The sequence below is a fragment of the Streptomyces sp. NPDC058619 genome, from assembly GCF_042717785.1.
Taxonomy (GTDB): Bacteria; Actinomycetota; Actinomycetes; order Streptomycetales; family Streptomycetaceae; genus Streptomyces.
In genome coordinates this window covers 47760-68550 of sequence record NZ_JBHXQN010000031.1, presented here as the reverse complement: position 1 = coordinate 68550, position 20791 = coordinate 47760, and the positions used below count along the sequence as shown (strand labels likewise).

Annotated in this window: 2 protein-coding genes (both only partly in view); both read right to left on the bottom strand. The window is 75.1% G+C overall.

Going from position 1 to position 20791, the window contains the following annotated elements:
• A protein-coding gene (locus ACFWTC_RS26085) for an SDR family NAD(P)-dependent oxidoreductase (RefSeq protein WP_384028617.1) crosses the window boundary here: on the bottom strand, positions 1-3950 show its 5' portion. The gene continues 2998 nt to the left of window position 1, outside the view; only the first 3950 of its 6948 coding nucleotides appear in the window; the start codon lies at positions 3948-3950; the stop codon falls past the left edge of the window.
• On the bottom strand, positions 3947-20791 hold the 3' portion of the coding sequence (locus ACFWTC_RS26080; RefSeq protein ID WP_384028619.1) for an SDR family NAD(P)-dependent oxidoreductase. The gene runs 2616 nt beyond the window's last position; only the last 16845 of its 19461 coding nucleotides appear in the window; its start codon lies beyond the right edge, outside the window; the stop codon is at positions 3947-3949. Before ACFWTC_RS26080 ends, ACFWTC_RS26085 begins: the two co-directional genes overlap by 4 nt.

The following is a 20791-nucleotide window of genomic DNA, read 5'->3' as shown; positions in this document are numbered from 1 at the left end:
AGGGGTTCACCGGGATCGACGGGGAAGCCCACGACCTCGGTCAGGATCCGCTGCAGGGCGTCGGGGCCCGCGCGCCGGCCGTCCCGGTCCAGGTGCGCGAGCAGTCGCGCCACGGTCTCGTCGAGCCGGGTGGCGTCCTTCGCCGAGAGCACGAAGAGCCGGGGACGGTCCTCTTCCGGGGCCTGCGAATCCCGCGCGACCGGGTGTTCGGCCAGCACCACGTGGGCGTTGGCGCCGCCCGCGCCGAAGGAACTGATCGCCGCGGTGAGCGGAGCGCCCGTGGGCGGGTTCCAGGGTTCCAGGGTGCGCTGCACGCGGAACCGCGAACCCGCCCAGTCCACCGCCGGGTTGAGCGGCTCGGCGTGCAGGGAGGGCACCAGTTCGCGGTGGCGCATCTGCAGGACGACCTTGGTGAGCGCGGCGATGCCTGCCGCCGACTCCAGGTGGCCGATGTTCGACTTGACGGAGCCGATGGGCCAGGGCCCCCGGCCCGCGCCGACGGCGTCGAAGGCCCGCTCCAGGGCGGTGACCTCGATCGGATCGCCCAGGCTGGTGCCGGTGCCGTGGGCCTCCAGGTAGCCGAGGTCGGCAGGGTCCACTCCCGCCCCCGTGAGCGAGTCGCGGACGAGGGCGGCCTGCGAGGCCGGGTCGGGCACGGAGAACCCGCCGGTGTGACCGCCGTGGTTGAGGGCCGTACCGCGGATGACGGCGTGTACGTGGTCTCCGTCGCGCAGCGCGTCGCGCAGGGGCCTCAGCAGCACCACGCCGACGCCCTCGCCGGGCACGTAGCCATCGCCGCCCTCGCCGAAGGCACGGCAGCGGCCGTCGGTGGAGAGGAAGGACGACTGGCTGAGCAGCAGGTACTTGTTGGGGTGGACGTGCAGGTTGACGCCTCCCGCGAGCGCGGCCTCGCATTCGCCGCGCCGGATCGCCTCGACGGCCAGGTGCAGCGCCGTCAGCGAGGAGGAGCACATGGTGTCGAGCGCGATGCTCGGCCCCTTGAGGTCGAGGAAGTAGGAGACGCGGTTGGCGATCGACGCGCTGAACGATGAGGGCACGAGGCCCGGTTCCTCGCGGACGCCGTGCAGTTGGTACTGGTTGTACATCACGCCCGCGAACACGCCGACGGAACGGCCCCGCCAGGCGGAGGGAGCGTGTCCCGCCTCCTCGAAGGCGTGCCAGGCCTCCTGGAGGAACAGCCGCTCCTGCGGGTCGAGGACTGCGGCCTCGTTGGGCGAGATGTGGAAGAAGACGGCGTCGAACTCGTCGATGCCGTCGACGAATCCGCCCCAGCGGCCGTACGAGCGGCCGGGCACGCCCTTGGAGTCGCTGTGGATCGCACGGTGGTCCCAGCGGTCCGCGGGCACCTCGGTGATGCCGTCACGGCCGGCCTTGAGGTTCTCCCAGAACTCGTCGAGCGTGCGGGCGCCCGGGTAGCGGCCGCTGATCCCCACGACGGCGATCGCGTCGTCCTCGTCCCCGGTGCCGTCGGGGGCCCCCGGCAGGGGGGTCGCGGGGGCGGTGACGGCGGTGACGGCCGCGGCCGGAACGGCGGGGACCGGAACGGCGGGGGTGAACCGTTCGGTGATCTCGGCCGCCGAGCCCACGAGGGCCACCAGATGCGGCCGGCCGCTGCCGGCGGCCCGCAGCATGATGTCCACCGCGGTCGGGGTGTCCATGGCCTTCAGGCCCATCCGGCGCAGTGCGCGGTCGTCGAGCCGCATGCCTCCGTCCGACCAGCCGGGCCACCCGATCGACACGACCCCCGGCTTGCCCTCGGCGAAACCGTCGAGGAAGGCGTTGGCGCACGCGTAGTCGGCCTGGCCCTGGTTCCCCCAGGCGGCGGCCGTGGACGAGCAGAGCACGAGGAAGTCCAGCCCCAGGTCCCGGGTGGCCTCGTACAGCAGGCGGGTGCCGGTGACCTTGGGCGCCAGTACGGCACGGACGTCCGCGGCGCTCTTGCCCGCGATCAGCCCGTCGCGCAGCACACCGGCGGCGTGCACCACCCCGTCCAGCGCGCCGAACCGGGAGAGCGCCCCGTCGACCACGCGGCGCACGTCCTCGGCCCGGGAGACGTCCGCGCCGACCACCTGCACCTCGGCCCCGAGGGCGGTCAGTTCGGCGCTCAGCGCGGCCGTCGCCGCGGAGTCGTTGGCCGTCCGTCCGCAGAGCACGAGCCGGGCCCGCACGGTCCGCGCCAGGTGCCGGGCCAGGGACAGGCCCACGCCGCCGAGCCCGCCCGTGATCAGGTACACGCCTCGTTCGCGCAGCCGGGCCGGGTGGGCCGGGGCCGGGGTGGGCAGGATCTCTCGCACCATGCGCCTGCCCGCTTCGTAGCGCACTTCCCCGTCCGGTACGCCCGCGGCAAGCTCGGCCAGGGCATCGGCGCGCTCCGGGGAGCACACCACCGCGGCGCGTACGCCGGGCTGCTCCCGGTGGAGCGTGCGCAGCAGACCCGCGACCGCCGAGGCCGCCGCACCCAGGGGCAGGTGACAGACGATGCGTACGGGGCTGCGCCGGTTGCCCAGCAGGGCGGCCGCGAAGCCTGTCAGGGCGACGGCCTCGCCCTCGACGTCCTGCGAATCGGCGGGGGTCCAGAGCACGTCGGAGGCGTCGTGCTCGGTCAGCAGGGCCGCCCAGTCGCGCGCGGTCCTCGCGTCGACGGTCAGGACGGAGGCCGGTGCCGGTGCCGGTGCCGGCGGCAGCGGCGCGTCACGCCAGTGGGGCTCGAACCAGACCACCTCGGCGGGCACGTCCTCGCGTACGCCCTGCTCCTGCGGTGCTCCGACGCCCTGGCGGGCCCCGCCCTCGGGCAGTTCGTACGCGCCCAGGTACTCGACGAGGGCCGCGAAGGAGCTGTGCTCGAACAGCAGGGTGGGCGAGAAGTCGGTGCCGTACGCCCGCTCCAGGTCGGCGGCCATGCCCAGCAGCGCCGTCGAGTCCAGCCCCAGCTCGTAGAAGCCCGCCTCCTCGTCGAACTCGGCCCGGCCGAGCCGTTCGGCGAGCAGGCCGTGCACCAGGCTCGCCGAGGTCTCCCCGAAGGGCATCGCCCCGGACGGCGCGGTCCCGGACGGCTCCGCCGCGCGCGGGGAGCCGTCCAGCCGGGTGATGGCGTCCTCCTCCCGGACGCGCTTCGAGGTGAGGCCCCGCAGCCACAGCAGGACACCGCCGTCGGCGTCGAGGAACCGCAGGTCGCAGGTGGTCAGGTCGCCGGCCGGGCCGGTGGCGCGGGGCGGGGTGGCGTGCACCAGGGTGCGGTCCCCGACCGGCCCCCGGGCCCGGAAGGAGTCGATGAGCATCGGGATGTAGGGCCGGGCCGCCGTGCCGGCCCCGGCCGTGGCGAACTGCGTCGGCAGCAGCGTCGACGAGTCCAGCGCGGCCGGGTGCAGGTGGAAGTAGTCCGCGTACGCGGCGGCCTCCGGGCCCAGCGACAGGTCCGCGAGCAGCTCGCGGTCGCCGACGCGCAGGGTGCCCCGGGCGCGCATGAACTCCCCGTGCTCGATGCCGGTCCGGCGGACGAGTGCGTACAGGTCGGCCATGTCGGCCGTACGAGGCATGCCCGCGCGCAGGGCGGACAGGTCGACGGCCTCGGCCGGGAAGGGCACGTCCAGATGGAGCCGGCAGTCGAGGACCGGCTCGGTCTCGCCCGTGGGGCGGCGGGTTCCGGTGACGGAGACCCGGTAGCCGTCTGCGTCTGCGTCTGCGTCTGCCGTGAACTCCACCCGCAGCTCGGTGTCGAAGTCCGGGCCGGCGGCCACGGGGTTGCGGAACAGCACGCGGCGCAGCTCCACGCGGGAGGTGTCGACACCACGGGCCCGCAGGATCCGGTAGATCATGTCGAGGAACGACACTCCGGGCAGGATGCGCGTGCCGTGCACGCGGTGGTCACGCAGCACCGGGTCGGTACCGCGCACCACCACGGAGCAGGTCAGGCCGTCCAACGGGTTCATTTCTTTCCTTCCGGCACGGCGGAGAACTCAAGCTCGAAGAACGGCACGGGGGCCGGTGCGGGCGTTCGCGCGGGCGGTTGTGCGGGGGTGTGCGCGGGCGGGTCGAACCAGAAGCGCCGCCGCCGGTAGCGGGGCGGGTCCAGCGGTCCGCGCGCGGGGAGGTGGGCTTCGGGTGCCTGGCGCACCACCATGTGGGCGTTGGTGCCGCCGAACCCGAAGGAGCTGACGGCGGCCCGGCGCGTACCGTCGCGGCCCGTGAATCCGCGCGGTTCCCGTACGGGGAACAGCGGGGAGTCCTCGAAGCGGAAACGGCGGTTGAGGGTCGCGCAGTGCAGCGTCGGCGGCAGCTGCGCGTGGTGGACCGACAGCACGACCTTGATCAGTCCGGCCATGCCGGCCGCGCTGAGGGTGTGTCCGATGTTGGTCTTCACGCTGCCTACGCCGCAGAAGCCGACCTCGTCGGTGCGGGCGCGGAAGGCCTCGGTGAGCGCCTTCAGTTCCATCGGGTCACCGATCATGGTGCCGGTGCCGTGGGCCTCCACGTAGCCCAGCTGGGCCGGGGAGACACCGGCGTCGGCCAGGGCCGCCTCGATCACCTCCCGCTGTGCCCGCGGGTTCGGTGTCGTGATGCCCATGGTGCGGCCGTCGTTGTTGACGGCGCTGCCCTCGATCACCGCGTAGATCCGGTCGCCGTCGCGCACGGCGTCGGACAGGCGCTTGAGCAGCAGCGTGCCGGCGCCCTCGCCGAGGACGATGCCGTCGGCCCGCTCGTCGAACGTGTGGCAGCGGCCGGTGGGCGACAGTGCGCCCGCTCCGCTCATCCCGACGAAGGGCACCTCGTCGAGGAGGATGTCGACCCCGGTCGCGAAGGCCAGGTCGCACTCCCCGGTCCGCAGGCCGGCGGCGGCCATGTGCACGGCGACGAGCGCGCTGGAGCAGGCCGTGTCGACGACGACGGACGGTCCTCGCAGGTCGAGGTGGTGGGACAGCTGCGCGGCGATGAAGTTCTGCGCGATTCCGCTGATCGAGTGCGGACCGGCGGCGGCGACGTGCGCGCCGAAGTTCGCCGCACGGGCGCCCGCGAAGACGCCCACGCGCCGGCCCGCGACCTCCTCGGGGGTGAGTCCGGCGTCGGCCAGGCATTCCACGCCGGTCTCCAGGACCTGCCGGACCAGGGGGTCGACGTGTGCGGCCCCGGCCGGGTCGATCCGGAAGTGCTCCGGGTCGAAGTCCTCGATGGCGTCGAGGAAGCCGCCCCACTTGCTGACGGTGGTGCCGGGCTGCGGGTCGGGCCGCCAGAAGCGGTCCTTGTCCCAGCGGGAGGGCGGCACCTCCGTGACGGAGTCCGTCGCGGACATCAGGTTCCGCCAGAACGTCCCGTGGTCCGGGGCGCCGGGGAAGTGGGCGGCGATACCGATGACGGCGATGTCCGCACGCCGCGCGTCCGATCCGGCGACGGGAGCGCCGGACGCGACGGCCTCGGCCGGGGCCGGAGCGGTGGCCTCGGCCGGGGCCGGCGGGACGGCGGGCGCGATGGCCGGGCCGGCGTCCTCCGAAGGGGTCGCGAGGTCCCGCACCCGGTCTCGCAGGGCCTCGGCGAGGAGGGCCACTGTCGGGTTCTCCAGGATGGTCGAGGGCTCCGCGACGACGCCGAGCTCCCGCTCCAGCGCGGCGAGTATCTGGGCGATCATGATCGAGTCCACGCCCAGGTCGGCGAAGTCCTCGTCCCCTCCGATCGCCCCGGGGTCCAGCCGGAGCGTCGAGGCGATGACCCCGGTCACGCGGCGGACGAGGCCGTGCGCGGCCGATACCCCGCGCGGGGCCGCCGACGCAGTCGGCGCGGGCGCCGTCCTGTCCGGCCGGCCCGGCGCGGGCACGGCCAGCAGCCGGGCGGCGTCGAAGCGTCCGGCGTCCACGACGCAGGGCAGCACGACCGGGTCGGAGCCGCTCATGGCGCGGTCCAGCAGGTCCAGCCCCGCCTCGGGGGCCAGGGTGCGCAGGCCGAGGTCCCGGTAGGCCGGGGTGTTGACCTCGGGCATGCCGGCCGCACGCCAGCTCGGCCACTGCAGCGACCGGATGACGGGGGCGGAGGCGCCGCCGGTGGCGGTGCGGTACTCGGCGACGCGGTCCAGCACGGAGTTGGCCAGCGCGTAGTCGCTGAGGCCCACGGCCAGCGCGGGCACGCCGCCCGCGACGGACGAGTACAGCACGACGAAGCGCAGCGGGTCGTCGGCGCAGCCGTCCAGGACGGCCTGGAGCCCCGCGGTCTTCGGTTCCAGGACCCGCTGTACGTCCTCGGTCCGCTTGCCGATGAAGGCCGGGTCGCGCATGACGCCGAGTCCGGCGCAGTGCACGATGCCGACGATCGGGCCCATCTCGCGCCGGGCACGGTCGAGCGCCTCGGCGATCCCGTCCAGCGGGCCGGTCTCGACCACCACCCGGACCCCGGGGCGTTCCAGGGCCGCGAGGTCGCGCAGCCTGGCCGCGAGGGCCGGGTCGGTGCCGGGGTCCGCGACGAGCGCGGGCCACTCGGTCCGGGCGGGCAGCGGGGTGCGGCCGAGAAGCACGAGCCGGTCGGCGCCCCGCTCGACGAGCCGGGCCGCGAGCAGCCGGCCCAGCGCGCCCGTCCCTCCGGTGATCACGACGGTCCGGCCGGCCAGGTCCGCGGACCAGTCGGCGGAGGCGGGCGCCCCCTCGGCGGGGCGCAGCACGGGACGGTGCCGTACGCCCGCCCGTACGCAGGCCTCGGTGACCGGGTCGGTCGCTGCGAGTTCGGCGGCGGCCGCCTCGCGCAGCGCGGCCGGCTCCAGGGTGTCGAGGTCGAGGGTGCGGGCGGACAGGCCGCGGTACTCGGCCGTGAGCATCCGGACGAGGCCCGCGTAGGCCGCGCCGCGCAGCGTGGGCCGCTCGGTCCGGAAGGTGGTGAGCCCCCGGGTCAGGTGGAGGTAGCTGAAGCCGCGGGTGCGGTTCTCGGTGACCAGCTCGCGCAGGAGCGCGATCCGCGACCAGTCGGGGTCCGGCGCGGTGAGTGGTGCGTCCGACACGTCGGCCAGGTCGATCACGGCCGTCGCGAGGCGGGCCGCTTCCGCGAACCGCCGGGCGGCGTCCTCGTCGCCGTCGTCCACGCGGACCACTGCGGCGGCGGGGCCGAAGGCCCTCCTGGCGAGGGACTCGTTCTCGGTGCGGGCCAGCACCAGGATCCCGGCGGGCAGTTCGGCCGGGGGCAGCGGAGCGGCCTCCCATCGCTTGACCAGGAGCAGTGAGGAGTCCTGCGATGCGGACGCGCCCCCCGTGGCGGCCGGCGTCGTGACCGTGAGCCAGTGGCGCTCGCGGGCGAACGGGTAGGTCGGCATGGATGTCGGCTGCGGCCGACCGGTTCGCAGCGCGGCCCAGTCGATGTCGGCGCCGTCCTGCCAGAGCCGCGCGAGCCGGTCGAGCCGTCCCTCCCGGACCAGACGGGCGAGGTACTCGGCGCCCTCCGGTTCGGACAGCCAGGCGTGGTCGCCGTCCGTACCGCCCTGGGCGTATTCGGCCGCGAGGTGGCCGGCCAGCTGCTCGCGCAGGTCGCGGGTGGAACGGGCGACCACCGTGAGCCGGGCGGCCATGGGGACGCGGGCGACCTGGGAGGTGTACGCGAGTGAGGCGAGCGACAGCGCGGGCACGTCCGTGCCGCTGCCATTGCCCGCGTCCGCGTCCGCGTCGAGGAACTCCACCATCGCGGCGGCGTACCGGCGCAGGGCGGCTTCGTCCCTGCCCGACAGCAGGAACACCTCGTCGGCCTCGTCCCGCAGCGGGGCCGGGGGCGTGGTGGCGGGTGCCTCTTCCAGGACGACGTGCGCGTTCACGCCGCCGAAGCCGAAGGAGCTGACGCCCGCGCGCAGCGGCAGAGGCGCGCCGTCGGCGTCCGTGGGCGCCCACGGGGTCGTCTCCCGTACAGGCAGGAACGGCGTACCGGTGAGGTCGATCAGCGGGTTGAGCGTCTGGAGGTGCAGCGTCTTCGGCAGGGTGCGGTGCCGCATCGCCAGCACCACCTTGATGACTCCGGCGACGCCCGCGGCGGGCTCCAGGTGTCCGATGTTGCTCTTCACAGTGCCGACGCCGCAGGGCGTGGCGGGTCCGTCGGCCAGGGTCCGGTGGGCCCGGACGAGGCCGTCGATCTCCACCGGGTCGCCGAGGGCGGTGCCGGTGCCGTGGAGTTCGGTGTAGGACACCGTCCCGACCGGTACCCCCGCGTCCCGGTAGGCCTCGACGAGCAGGGCGGCCTGGGCCAGCGGGTTGGGGGCGGTCAGCGAGGAGGCGTGCCCGCCGTGGCCGACCGCGCTGCCGCGGATCACCGCGTGCACCCGGTCGCCGTCGGCGAGGGCGCGGGAGAGCGGCTTGAGGACGAGTACGCCCACGCCCTCCCCCTTGACGTACCCGTCGGCCGTCGCGTCCAGGGCCTTGCAGCGGCCGTCCGGGGAGAGCACCCCGAGCTGGTTCCCGGCCACCACGGTCTGCGGCGAGAGCACCAGGCTCACGCCGCCGGCGATGGCGAGCTCGCTCTCCCCGGCGCGCAGGGCGCGGACGGCGCGGTGCAGCGCCACCAGGGAGCTGGAACAGGCGGTGTCGATGCTCTCGCTCTGGCCCTTGAGGTCCAGCAGGTACGAGATGCGGTTGGCCAGGATGGTCCGCGCGAGCCCGGTGCCCGCGTGGGGGTTGACCTGTTCGCCGCGCAGGATCATCGACTCGTAGTCGTTGAACTGGACGCCGGCGAAGACGGAGACGCGGCGGCCGGCGAGCCGGTCGGCCCGGCAGCCCGCGTCCTCCAGGGCGGCCCAGGTGTGTTCGAGGAACAGCCGGTGCTGCGGGTCCATGACCTCTGCCTCGGCGGGCGAGATCTTGAAGAACCGCGCGTCGAACCGGTCGACGTCGCTCAGGAAACCGCCCCAGCGGGCGGTGCCGCCGAAGCGCCGGGACACCTCCTGCCAGTCCCAGCGGTCGGCGGGGGTCTCGGTGATCAGGTCCTCACCGTCCCTGAGGTGTCGCCAGAACTCCGCCAGGTCCGCCGAGCCCGGGAAACGTCCGGACATGCCGACGATGGCGACGGCGTCCTCCGGGGTGGGCGCGGTGGACGAAAGAGGGGAAGGGGCGGCGGAGGGGGCGCTGGCGGTGGAGGGGGCGGGCACGACGGCCGGTTCCGCGCTCACGGTGGCGGGCGTCCGGTTCCGTTCCGCCAGGGAGGGGTGTTCCGCGAGCAGGTGCCGGGCGAGCCTCTCGACCGTGTTCTCACCGAACAGGGTCGTCGTTGGCACCGAGACGCCGTAGCGCTCCTCCAGTGCCGCGGAGAGGGACTGGAGCCCGAAGGAGTCCAGTCCGTACTCCCCGAAGCCGGCCTCCGGGTCGAGCGCCTTCGGCGCCAGGCCCAGCAGTTCGGCGACGAGCTCCCGCAGCCGCTCGGTCAGAGCGCCCGCGTGCACGGGAGCGGCGGGGGCGGTGGCAGGCGCCGGGGCGGCCGGGCGGGCGCGGTGCCCGTGCTCCCGGATCCGCATCGCCTCGACCCGCTCGCGCATCCGCTCGGGCGCTCCGGGCAGTACGGCGACCTGGGGGCGTCCCAGCCGCAGGGCTAGGTCGAGCAGCCGTTCGCCCTCCTCGGCCTCCAGGTAGCGGAAACCGGTGTCGGCGAGGTAGCGGCGCTCGTCCTCGGCCTCCACGTGCATGCCTCCGGCACGCCACAGGGGCCAGTCGACCGAGACCGTGTGCCCGCTGCGGCGGCCGGCCGTACGCAGTGCCGCGCGCTCCTCGGCGAAACCGTCGAGGTAGCGGGCGCCGACGGCGTAGTCAACCAGGCCGAAGTCGCCGAGCTGCCCGGCCAGCGAGGAGTACAGGACGAACAGGTCCAGCGGTTCGTCACGGGTCACCTCATCGAGGACACGGGTGCCCTCGAAGCGGGCCCGCAGGTGGGAGCGGAACTCCGCGAGGTCCTTGCCCGGCAGCGGTGTGCGCGAGGCGGTCGCTGCCAGGTGGAAGACCCCGTGCAGCGCGCCCCACTTCTGCTTGACGTCCGCCATGACGCGGGCCATGGCGGCCTGGTCCTCCACGGACGCCTGGAAGTAGGCGACGTCACCGAGGGCGCGCAGGCCGGCGAGCTCCCGGGCCCGGTCCCCGGCGGAGGACCGGCCGGTGAGGGCCACCCGGCTGCCGCGCGACAGCAGCGTGCGGGCGAGCAGCAGCCCGAGGCCGCCGGCGCCGCCGGTCACCAGGTGGACGGCCCCCGGGCGCAGCGGGGACTCCGTGACGGGACTCGGGTCGGTCTCCGTGAGCACGCGCACGGTGCGGCCGGTCACGGAGAGGCGGACGGCTGCCGAGGAGAGCCGCTCGGCGGCCACCTCGGCGAGCAGGGCGGCCGGTTCGACCCGCCCGGCGACGCGTACGACGCCGAAGGCGGTGCCGGGCAGGGCGGCGCGCAGCGAGGTGTCGAACCCTCCCCAGGCCTCCGCCATGGCGCCCTCCGGCACCAGGACCTGGATCCGCGCGGCGGCCCGGGAGGCCGTCATGGCGCGTACGAGCAGGAAGACCGACTCGATGCCCAGGTCCGGGCGCTCGGGGTGGAGCAGCGGCCACTGGTGCACGATCCGGTCCGCGCCGGCGGCGAGCAACCGGGCGTAGTCCTCGGCCTCGCCGGGGCGGATCGTGACGGTGGAGCCCTCGTCGGCGTACGCGGATCCGGCCCGTACGGTGACGGCACCGGGGACCGGCAGGTCGCCGAACACCAGGACCCGGCCCGGGTGCGGGGCGGCGGGCGGCACGGGCTCGGCCACCCATTCGGCCGCGAAGAGACTGACGGGTGCCCGGCCGGCCGGGCCGTCGGCCGCCCCGGAGCCGGACTCGGAAGCGGGCCCGGCATCGGTCCGTGCGACGGACCCGCCATTGGTCCGTGCGACGGACCCGGCGGCGGCCTCCGGCTCGGTCGCCGGGACGGTCGCGGTGGCCGTCGCCGGGACGGTCGCCGGCCCGGCAGCCGCCGCGGGAGCTCCGTCGGTGAACCAGTACCGCTCGGCGGCGAAGTGGTACGGCGGCAGCGAACGCAGCTTCGGCGTCCGCTCCCACCGGGCGGACCAGTCGACCGTCGCGCCGCGCACCCACGCGGCGGCGGTCTCCTCGTCGCCCCGCCCGTCGAACGGCGCGGGGTCGGCGCGCCGTTCCACGTGCCCCTGGTGGATGCCGGCGAAGTCCCCGGCGAGGTAGCGGCGCAGCGTGTCCACCGCCTGCTCGCCCGAGTCCGCGACGAACGCCAGGCGTTCGGCGTGTTCGGCGCGGCCGGACTGGAGGGTACGGGCGGTTCCGGCGAGGTCGTGCTCCCAGCCGTCCCGGGTGTCGACGAGGGAGTGGGCGGTGGCCCGCAGTCGCTCCGGGTCGCGGGCGGAGAGGACGAACACCGCCGGACGGCCGGACGGCGCCGGTTCGTCGGCCGGGTACTCCTCCAGCACGACATGGGCGTTGACCCCGCCGTAGCCGAAGGAGCTGACCCCGGCGCGGCGCGGGACACCGGGCGCCACCGGCGCCCAGTCACGTGCCTCCACCGCGATCTCGCAGGCCGTGCCCTCGAGCGCCAGGTGGGGGTTGAGTTCCGGGCCGTGCGGGTCCCCGGTGATCCGTCCGTGGCGCATCGACAGCAGGACGCGCAGCACGGCGGCGATGCCGGCCGCCGGTTCCAGGTGGCCGATGGTGTTCTTCAGGGCCCCCAGAGCGCAGTGCGGGGCGGCCGGAGCCGGGTGGCCCCAGTCGCGGTAGAGCTCGGCGAAGGCCTGGCGCAGGCCGTTGGTCTCGGCCGGGTCACCGATGACCGTGCCGGTGCCGTGGGTCTCGATGTACCCGATGGTCGCCGGGTCCACGCCCGCCTCGCGGTGGGCCTTCACGATCACCTCGGCCTGGCCGCGCGGGTTGGGCGCGGTCAGCGAGTTGGAGCGGCCGCCGTGGTTGACGGCGGTGCCGCGCAGGACGGCGAGCACCGGGTTGCCGTCGGCGCGGGCGCGGCTGAGCCGCTTGAGCACGACGGCTCCGACGCCCTCGCCGCGCACGTACCCCGCGGCGTCCTTGTCGAAGGCCCGGCCCACGCCGTCGGGGCTGAGCATGCCGGCCCGTTCGAGGGAGGCGAAGGTGACCGGGGACAGCATGAGGCTGACGCCGCCCGCGATGACCGTGTCGCAATGTCCGAGCCGCAGGGCCTCCGCCGCGCGGTGCAGGGCCACGAGCGAGCTGGAGCAGGCGGTGTCCACGGGTTCGCTGGGGCCGCGCAGGTCGAGGTGGTACGAGATGCGGTTGGCCAGCATGGAGGGGGTCAGGCCGGTCGAGGAGTAGGCGTCGGTGCCCGTGTCCGAGCGCTGCACGAGCTCGGCGTACTCGGACGAGCCGACGCCGACGAACAGGCCGGTGTCGGTGCCGGCGAGGCGGCTCGGGTCGATGCCAGCGTCCTCCAGCGCCGACCACACCGTGTGCAGCAGCAGCCGCTGGCGGGGGTCCATCCAGCGGGCCTCGCGGGGCGAGATGCCGAAGAACAGCGGGTCGAAGCGGTCGATGTCCGGCATGAAGCCGCCCCGGGTGATCCGCGTCCGGTCGGGGTGCAGGGCCGGGTCCCCGTAGTGGGCGCGGCTGTCCCAGCGGTCGGCGGGCACTCCGGAGAAGAGGTCGCCGCCCTTCTGGAGGGCCGCCCAGAACTCGTCGAGGTTCCGTGCGCCGGGCAGGGTACCCGCCATGCCGACGATCACGACGGGGTCGTCCTCGGCCGGCAGGTCCCGCGCGGGGTCGGCCGGCAGGGGCGGGGCGGCGTTCGGGTGCTCGTTCTCCAGCCACTGGGCGAGCGCGAAGGGGGTGGGGGTGGCGAGCAGCTGGTCGGGGCCGACGGGCACGCCGAAGGCGTCGGAGACCTCGTCGGCGAGCCGGATCAGGCCGAGGGAGTCCAGGCCGTGCTCGTGGAAGGAGCCCGCCGGGTCGAGGTCGGCGGAGGCGTATCCGCTGACGGTGCCCAGCAGGGTCAGTACGGCGTCCCGGAGCCGGGTGCCCCGGGCGGGGAGGTCCGGGATCCCGGATGCCGTCGGGGCCGCGGAGGCCACCGGGGCGGCGAGGGCGGCCGGGGTGACGGCGTCGATCCAGCAGCGGGTCCGCGCGAAGGGGTATCCGGGCAGGGACAGGGCCGGTACCGGACCGGGCCGGCCGGCCTCCCAGTCGAAGACCTCTCCCCCGGCCCAGCGGCGAGCCGTGTCGTGCGGATCCGCCGCGGAGGGGAGGGCCGCGGCCCCCGGCTCGGCCGTCACGACGCCGGTGTGACCGCCGGTGTGACCGCCAGGCCGCCCGGCGAGGAACGCGTCGAGCGCCTCGGCGAGTTCCCCCGCCGACCGGGCGACGACGGCGAACCGGTGGGCCATGGCCTCGCGGCCGGTCTGGAGGGTGCGGGCGAGCCGGACGAGGTCGACGCCGGCGCCGCCCCCGGCGCGGCTCGCGAGCTCGCGTAGGGTCGTGCCGCCGTGCACGGAACCCGCCCCGACCGAGTCGCCGAGGCCGATCAGCCGCACCATCGTGGCCGGGTCAAGGCCCAGTTCGTCGAGGGGTTCGTCCACCGCCGTGACGGGGACGCCGGCCGCGGCCGCGACGTCCCGGGGATCGGCGCCGGTACCCGTCGAACCCAGCCAGGTCCGCATGCCCGCGACGACGCGGCGCAGTCCCTCCGCGTCCCTCGCGGAGAACGGGAAGACGTCCGGTCCCGCCGCGCCCTCGGGCCGCGCGGCCGGTGTCCGGTGCTCCTCGACAACGAGGTGGGCGTTGGAGCCGCCCGCGCCGAAGGCGCTGACGCCCGCGCGCAGGGGCCCGGAGCCCGTCCAGGGGGCGAGTTCGCGTTGCACCCGGAAGGGCACGCTGTTCCAGTCGACGGCCGGGTTGAGGGCGTCCGCGTGCAGGGAGGGCGCCAGTTCACGGGCCTTCATCTGGAGCAGGACCTTCGTGAGGGCCGCGATGCCCGCGGCCGACTCCAGGTGGCCGACGGAGGACTTGACCGAGCCGAGCGCGACCGAGCCGGCCGGCAGGTCGCCGAAGGCCCGTACGAGTCCGGCGATTTCGGCCGGATCGCCCAGCGGGGTCCCGGTGCCGTGCGCCTCGACGTACGAGATCCCGTCGGCCGGCACTCCGGCCGTGCGCAGGGCCCGAGTGATGACCTCGCCCTGGGCGCCGGGGCTGGGCACGGCGAATCCGCCCGTCTTCCCGCCGTGGTTGACGGAGCTGCCGAGGATCACGCCGAGGATACGGTCCCCGTCGCGCTCGGCCGCCGCCAGCGGCTTGAGCAGGACGGCGCCGACGCCCTCACCGGGCACCATGCCGTCGCCGTCCGCCGCGAAGCTGCGGCACCGCCCGCTCTCGCCGGTGAACCCGCCGGCCGCCAGCTGGCGGTACTTGCGCGGGTGCGGGGCGAGGTTGACGCCGCCGGCGAGCGCGTAGTCCGCTTGACCGGAGGCCAGGGCCTCGCAGGCGAGGTGAATGGCGGTGAGAGAGGAGGAGCACATGGTGTCGACGGCCAGGCTCGGCCCGTGGAAGTCGAAGAAGTACGAGACCCGGTTGGCGATGGACGCGTAGCCCATGCCGCCGGCGAGGCCCCGCTCGTCCTCGAACAGCTGGTAGTGCCCGTACATCACGCCCACGTACACGCCGACGCGGCTGCCCCGCAGCCGGGCCCGGGTGTAGCCGGCGTCCTCCAGCGCGTGCCAGGAGGTCTGGAGGAACAGCCGTTCCTGAGGGTCGGTCAGTTCGGCTTCCCGCAGGGACATCTGGAAGAAGCGGGGGTCGAACTCGTCGATCCCGTCCAGGAATCCGCCCCAGCGGCTCACCGGCCGGCCGTCCGCGTCGGCGGGAGCCCGGTGGTCCCAGCGGTCGGCGGGCACCTGGCCCACGCAGTCGCGGCCGGACCGCAGGTTCTCCCAGAAGACCTCGAGGTCCTCGGCCTGGGGGTAGCGGCCGGCGACGCCGACGATCGCGACGCGGTGGTCGGTGGCCGTCACGGACTGCGCCGGGCGCGCGACCGGACGTACGTCGGCGCCCCGCGAACGGACGGCCGGGACGGCGACCGGCGCCGGGGCGGGCTCGGCGGCGGGCTCGGGAAGGAGCGCGCGCACCCGCTCGGCGTGCCGCTCGACCAGGTAGTCGGCGACCTCGCGGACGGTCGGGTACTCGAACAGCAGGGACACCGGCAGTTCGCCCATGCCCTCGGCGAGGACGTCCACGATGAGGGGCACCGTCAATGAGTCGACGCCGAAGTTCTCGTACGTCTCGTCCAGCCAGAGCCGTTCGCGCGGCACCTGGAGGATCTGCGCGAAGGCGTCCTTCACGTACTCCAGCGCGGCCTCCAGCAGCGCGTCGCCCTCCGTGCCGGACGGCCCGGACGACGGGAGCGGAGGCTCCGCGGCGGGCGGCGGCGCGGCGGGCGGCGTGCCGCCCGGTGCCGTCTCCGCGACCACCACGTGCTGGCTCAGCCCCTCGTCCGCCGGCACGGCCCGGCTGCGAGTGAAGCCGGCGAGGGCGAGGGCCTTGCGCCATCCGGGCGCGGAGAGCAACGGGGAGCCGGGCAGGCGCAGTTCGGCGTCCTCGTGCAGCCACCAGCCGTCGAGCAGGCCGAAGGTGAGGGTGGCGGTGAGGACGTTACTGCTGGCCTCGTTGAGGACCAGCCGTCCACCGGGCTTGAGCAGCCGGGTCACCGCGCGCAGGGTGGCGAGCAGGTCGGCGGTCGCGTGCAGGACGTTGGCCGCCACGACCAGGTCGGCACTGCCCGGGGTGAAGCCCTGGGTCTCGGGGTCCGCGGAGATGTCGAGCCGCTGGAAGCGGACGTACGGGTGCGCCTCGGCGAACCGCTGCTCCCCGTGCCGCAGGAAGGCGCGGGAGATGTCCGTGTAGACGTACGTCACCTCCGTGTCCGAGGCGGCGAGGGCGGGGAGGACGCTCGCGGTGGTGCCGCCGGTTCCCGCGCCGATTTCGATGACGGTGAGCGGGCCCTCGTGGCGGGACAGCAGGTCCTGGACGGCGCCCACGACGAGTTCGTTGGCGCGGTCGACGACCGGGCTGCCGCGGTAGGCGCCCTCGACGAGGGCGCTGGAGCCGCCCGGGAACATCACGTCGGTGGCGCGGACGCTGCCGCGCAGCACGCCGAAGAGGTTCTGCATGCAGGGGCGCAGCAGCCGGTCGAAGCGGTTGAGCGCGGGCTTGAGCTCGCACAGCTCGACCAGGTCTCCCTCGGGGTCCTCGGCGGCCCGGCGTCCGGCGGGGACGAGTGCTCCGCCCCGGTCGTCGAGGAAGCCGCCCTCGGTCAGCTGGCGCAGGAGCTCGGCGAAGAGCCTGCGCTGCGCGGGGACGACGCCCAGCCGCTCGGCGAGCGCGGCGGGGTGCCAGCTCTCGGCGTCGCCGAGGTACACCCCTTCGCGCCGGAAGAGCGTCCACAGCCAGTCGCACATGACCTCGGTCAGGCGGGCGTCGTCGGCCTCGGTGAGCAGCCGGGCGACCGGGGGGAGCAGGGCCAGCGATGGCACCAGGGCCACGTCGTCGGAGGGCGTCCCTGTGTCGGACGGCGTTGTCCCCGGGCCGGCCGGTTGCCCGGCGGCCTGACGCGGCTGGGCGCCGACCGCGGCGAGCGCGGCCGCGTCGGCCTTGACCACGACGACCTGCCGGTCCTCGCGTCCGAGCACGGCGTGCACGGCGGCCATCCCCTCCTCCGGGGTGATCGAGTGGATTCCGGTGGCGGCGAGCCGGTCGCGGTAGTGCTCGTCGGCGACGATGCCGACGGTTCCCCAGTAGCCCCAGTTGATGACGGCCACCCGGGCCTCCAGCATCCAGTCGAGGTGGTGGGCGAAGGAGTCCTCGAAGGTGGATCCGGCCGCGTAGTTGCCCTGCCCGGCGCTGCCGGACAGGGCGACCGCCGAGGAGAAGAAGAGGACGAAGTCCAGGCCGCCCACGCCTCTCAGGGCGGCGTGCAGGGCGACCGAGGTGTGCGCCTTGGCGTCGAGGACGGAGCGGAAGGTCTCCTCCGTCATCGTGGCGACAGTCTGGTCGCGCAGGACGATCGTGGCGTGGAAGACCCCGTGCAGGGCGCCGTGGGCGCTCTTGGTCCACTCGACGGCCTCCCGCAGCGCGGCGGGGTCGGTCGCGTCGGCCCTGCGGTAGGAGACGAGGGTGCCGTCCGGGTCGATGGCGCGCAGCCGTGCGCGGCGCTCGGCGTCCAGTTCGCTGCGGCCGAGGAGGACGACCTTCGCCCGGTAGCCGCGCACCAGCCATTCGGTGAGTTCCAGGCCGATGCCCCCGGCCCCGCCGAGGATCAGGTAGGTGCCGTCCCGGCGGATCCGCTCCTGCGGGGGCGTGACGGCGACCGGGACGAGCCGGCGGTGGTGGAGCACGCCGCGGCGCAGTGCGTAGGGGCCGCCGGCGGGGGCATCGAGGACGTCCGCGGCGGGCGCTTCGGCGGAGGAGCGGTCGACGACGGCGACCTGCCAGCGGGGGTGTTCCTGGGCCAGTGACAGGGCCAGGCCGTGCAGGCCGGCCGCGTACGGGTTGGCGACGGGTTCGCCCGCCGTGGTGAGGGCGTCCTCGGTGACCACGGTGAGGCGGACGGCCGAGCGGGTGCGCTGAAGGACCTTGGCGAGCCGGAACAGCGCGAGGACACCGCGTTCCTGGGCCGCTTCGAGCGCGGCGGTGTCGTCGGTTCCGCCGCTGGCGCCGGGGGCGAGGAGGATCACGTGGTCGGGCCGGCCGGTCGCGGTGGCGACGCGGTCGTGGTCCAGTTCGACGACGGCGCCGCCGAGGCGGGCGCGCAGGGCGGCCGCCAGCGGTGCCGAGTCCGGTCCGCGCACGAGCCAGGTGGTGGCCCCGTCCCGGAGCGGTTCCGGGGACCGGCCGGACAGCTCGGTCCAGCGCGGTACGAACATCAGGTCGTCCGCGGCGGCGGCCGCCGCGGCGGAGACGGCCGCTCCGGCCGGCCGGGCCTGGGCGACGCCGGGCGCGGGCCTCAGCGACAGGTCGCGCAGTCGCACGCGGATGTTCCCCTCGGAGTCGGTCAGGGTGAGGTCGTAGCGGTCGGTGCCGACGGTGCGGACGTGGGCGTACCCGAGGTCCGTCACCGGGGCGTGGACCTCGGCCGCCGTGAGGGCGTACGGCACCATCGCGGGGCCGTTGTCCCGGTCCCGGAGGACGGCGAAGGCGTGCAGGGCGCCGTCGACCACCGAGGGGTGGAGGACGGAGCCGGCGAAGCGGGCGGCTTCGGCGGGGATCCGCAGGCGTACGAGCGCCTCTCCGTCGCCCGCGGCGATCCATTCGACGGCCCGCAGGGCGGGGCCGTAGAACAGTCCCGCCGCCGTGAGGTCGGCGTAGAGGCCGGCGCCTTCGTGGCGGCTGCCGAGGCGGGCCCGTACGGCCTCGATGTCCAAGGTCTCCCCGGCGGGCGCGGACAGGGGCTCCACCCGGCCCTCGGCTAGGAGTTCGCCGGTGTCGTCGCGCAGGTCGAAGCGCGTGCCGTTGTCGCCCCGGCGCAGCCGTGTCCTGGCCGTGCGCTCGGCGCCGGCCACGACGAAGGGCCGCAGCCAGCGGACGTTCGACAGCCGCAGCCGCTCCCCCGCCCCGGCCGCTTCGGCGGCGGCACGGGCCATCTCCAGGACGGCGGCTGCGGGCAGCAGGCGGGTCTCGCCGAGCCGGTGGCCGCCGATGTAGGGGTGCTCGGGGTCGAAGGCGGTCCGGTAGGTCAGACCGTCCAGGCTTTCGGCCGGGTCGATCGCGTCGAGCAGCGGGTGGACCGGATCCGCTGTGGGCCGCTCGGCGGCCGGTGCGGCCGGTACGGGCGGCGACCAGATGGTGTCGGTGAGCCAGCAGCGGAGTTCCTCGAAGGGGTAGCCCGGCAGCGGCACGCGGCTGCCGTTCCCCGCCGGCCACGTGACCGGGGTTCCGGAGGCCCAGGCGGCGCCGATCGACGCCGGGTCGCTGCTCGTGGGGGCGGCGGCCCGGGAGGCGGCGCGGCCGCGGGCGCTGCCGGTCCAGACTCCCGTCGGGTCGTCCCCGCGCAGCCGGGCCACCAGCTCGGTGACGGTGGAGGCCAGAACGACCATGCGGTCCGCCCACTCCTCGCGCCCCTGCTGGAGGGTGAACGCCACGTCCGCGAGGCGGGGTGACGATCCGTCCGCCAGGCCGCGTTCCAGGGCGTCCGCCAGTTCGGCGGCGAGCACGGGGAGCCGTTCGGGCACCCGGGTGGAGAGCGGGAACAGGTACGGGCCGGGCTCCTGCCCGGCGGCTGGCGGGGCGACGTACTCCTCCACGACGAGGTGGGCGTTGGCCCCGCCCGCGCCGAAGGAGCTGAGGCCCGCGCGCCGGGGGGCGCCGTCGGGCCGGGGCCACGGGGCGAGGTCGCGCTGCACGTGCAGCGGGGTCGAGTCGAAGTCGATGTTCGGGTTGAGCGGGTCCGCGTGCAGCGAGGGCACGAGCCGGCCGTGCCGCATCTGGAGCAGCACCTTGCACAGCCCTGCCATGCCGGAGGCCGATTCGAGGTGGCCGACGTTGGACTTGACCGAGCCGATCGGGAGGCTGCGCGGGGGCAGTCCGGCCTCGGCCAGGGCGCGGGCGAGTCCGCGGATCTCTACGGGGTCGCCGAGGGCGGTGCCGGTGCCGTGCGCCTCCAGGTAGCCGAGGGTGGCCGGGTCCACGCCCGCCTCGCCGAGCGCCCGTGCGACGAGGTCGCCCTGGGCGACGGGGTTGGGCACGGTGAAGCCGTTGGTGCGGCCGCCGTGGTTGACGCTGGTCCCGAGGATCACGCCGTGGATGTGGTCGCCGTCCCGGACGGCGTCCGCGAGCGGCCGGAGCAGCACCGCGCCGACGCCCTCACCGGGGACGTAGCCGTCGCCGTCCGCGCCGAAGCTGCGGCAGCGGCCGTCGCTGGAGGTGAAGCTGCCCTGGCCGAGGAAGCGGTACTTGTACGGGTGGACGTGCAGGTTGACCCCGCCCGCGACGGCCAGGTCGGTGTCCCCGGCGCGCAGGTCGCGCACGGCCAGGTGAATGGCCGTCAGCGAGGAGGAGCACATCGTGTCCACGCCCAGGCTGGGGCCGGTGAGGCCGAGGGTGTAGGAGACGCGGTTGGCGATGGAGGCGTGCGAGGAGGCGCCGATCCGGCCGTCCTCGGCCTCGTGCAGCTGGTAGAGCCCGTACATCGCGCCGACATACACGCCGACGCGGTGGGAGCGCAGGTCCGCGCGGGTGCGTCCGGCGTTCTCCATGGCGTGCCAGGCGGTCTGGAGGAACAGCCGTTCCTGGGGGTCGACGATCTCCGCCTCGCGGGGCGAGACACCGAAGAAGAGCGGGTCGAACATGTCGACGCCGCGCAGGAAGCTGCCCCAGCGGCTGTAGCGGGCCGCCCGGTCGGCGGGGGTGGCCTGGTCGTAGTCCCGCCAGTCCCATCGGTCCGCCGGGATCTCGGTGATCAGGTCCCGGCCCGCCTGGAGGTGGTCCCAGAACTGGTCGAGGGTGTCCGATTCGGCGAAGCGGGCGGCAACGCCGACGATGGCGATCGGCATGGGCCCCGAGGGGGCGTGTGCGGGCGCCGCGGCGGCTCCCGGGAGCACGGCCGGGGCGGCGGCCACCGGCTCCGCAGCCCCGTCCGGCCGGGGTGTCGGCGCGGTCACCGGTTCGGGTGCGGGCGCCAGTTCCGCGAGGCGGGAGCCGTGGTGCTCGGTGAACCAGCCGGCGAGGGAGCGCAGGTCCTGGTACTCGAAGAACAGGGTCTTCGGCAGGGATCCGAAGTGGTCCTCCAGGCGGCGGGTCAGGTCCATGATCAGCAGCGAGTCGATGCCGAACCGCTCGAA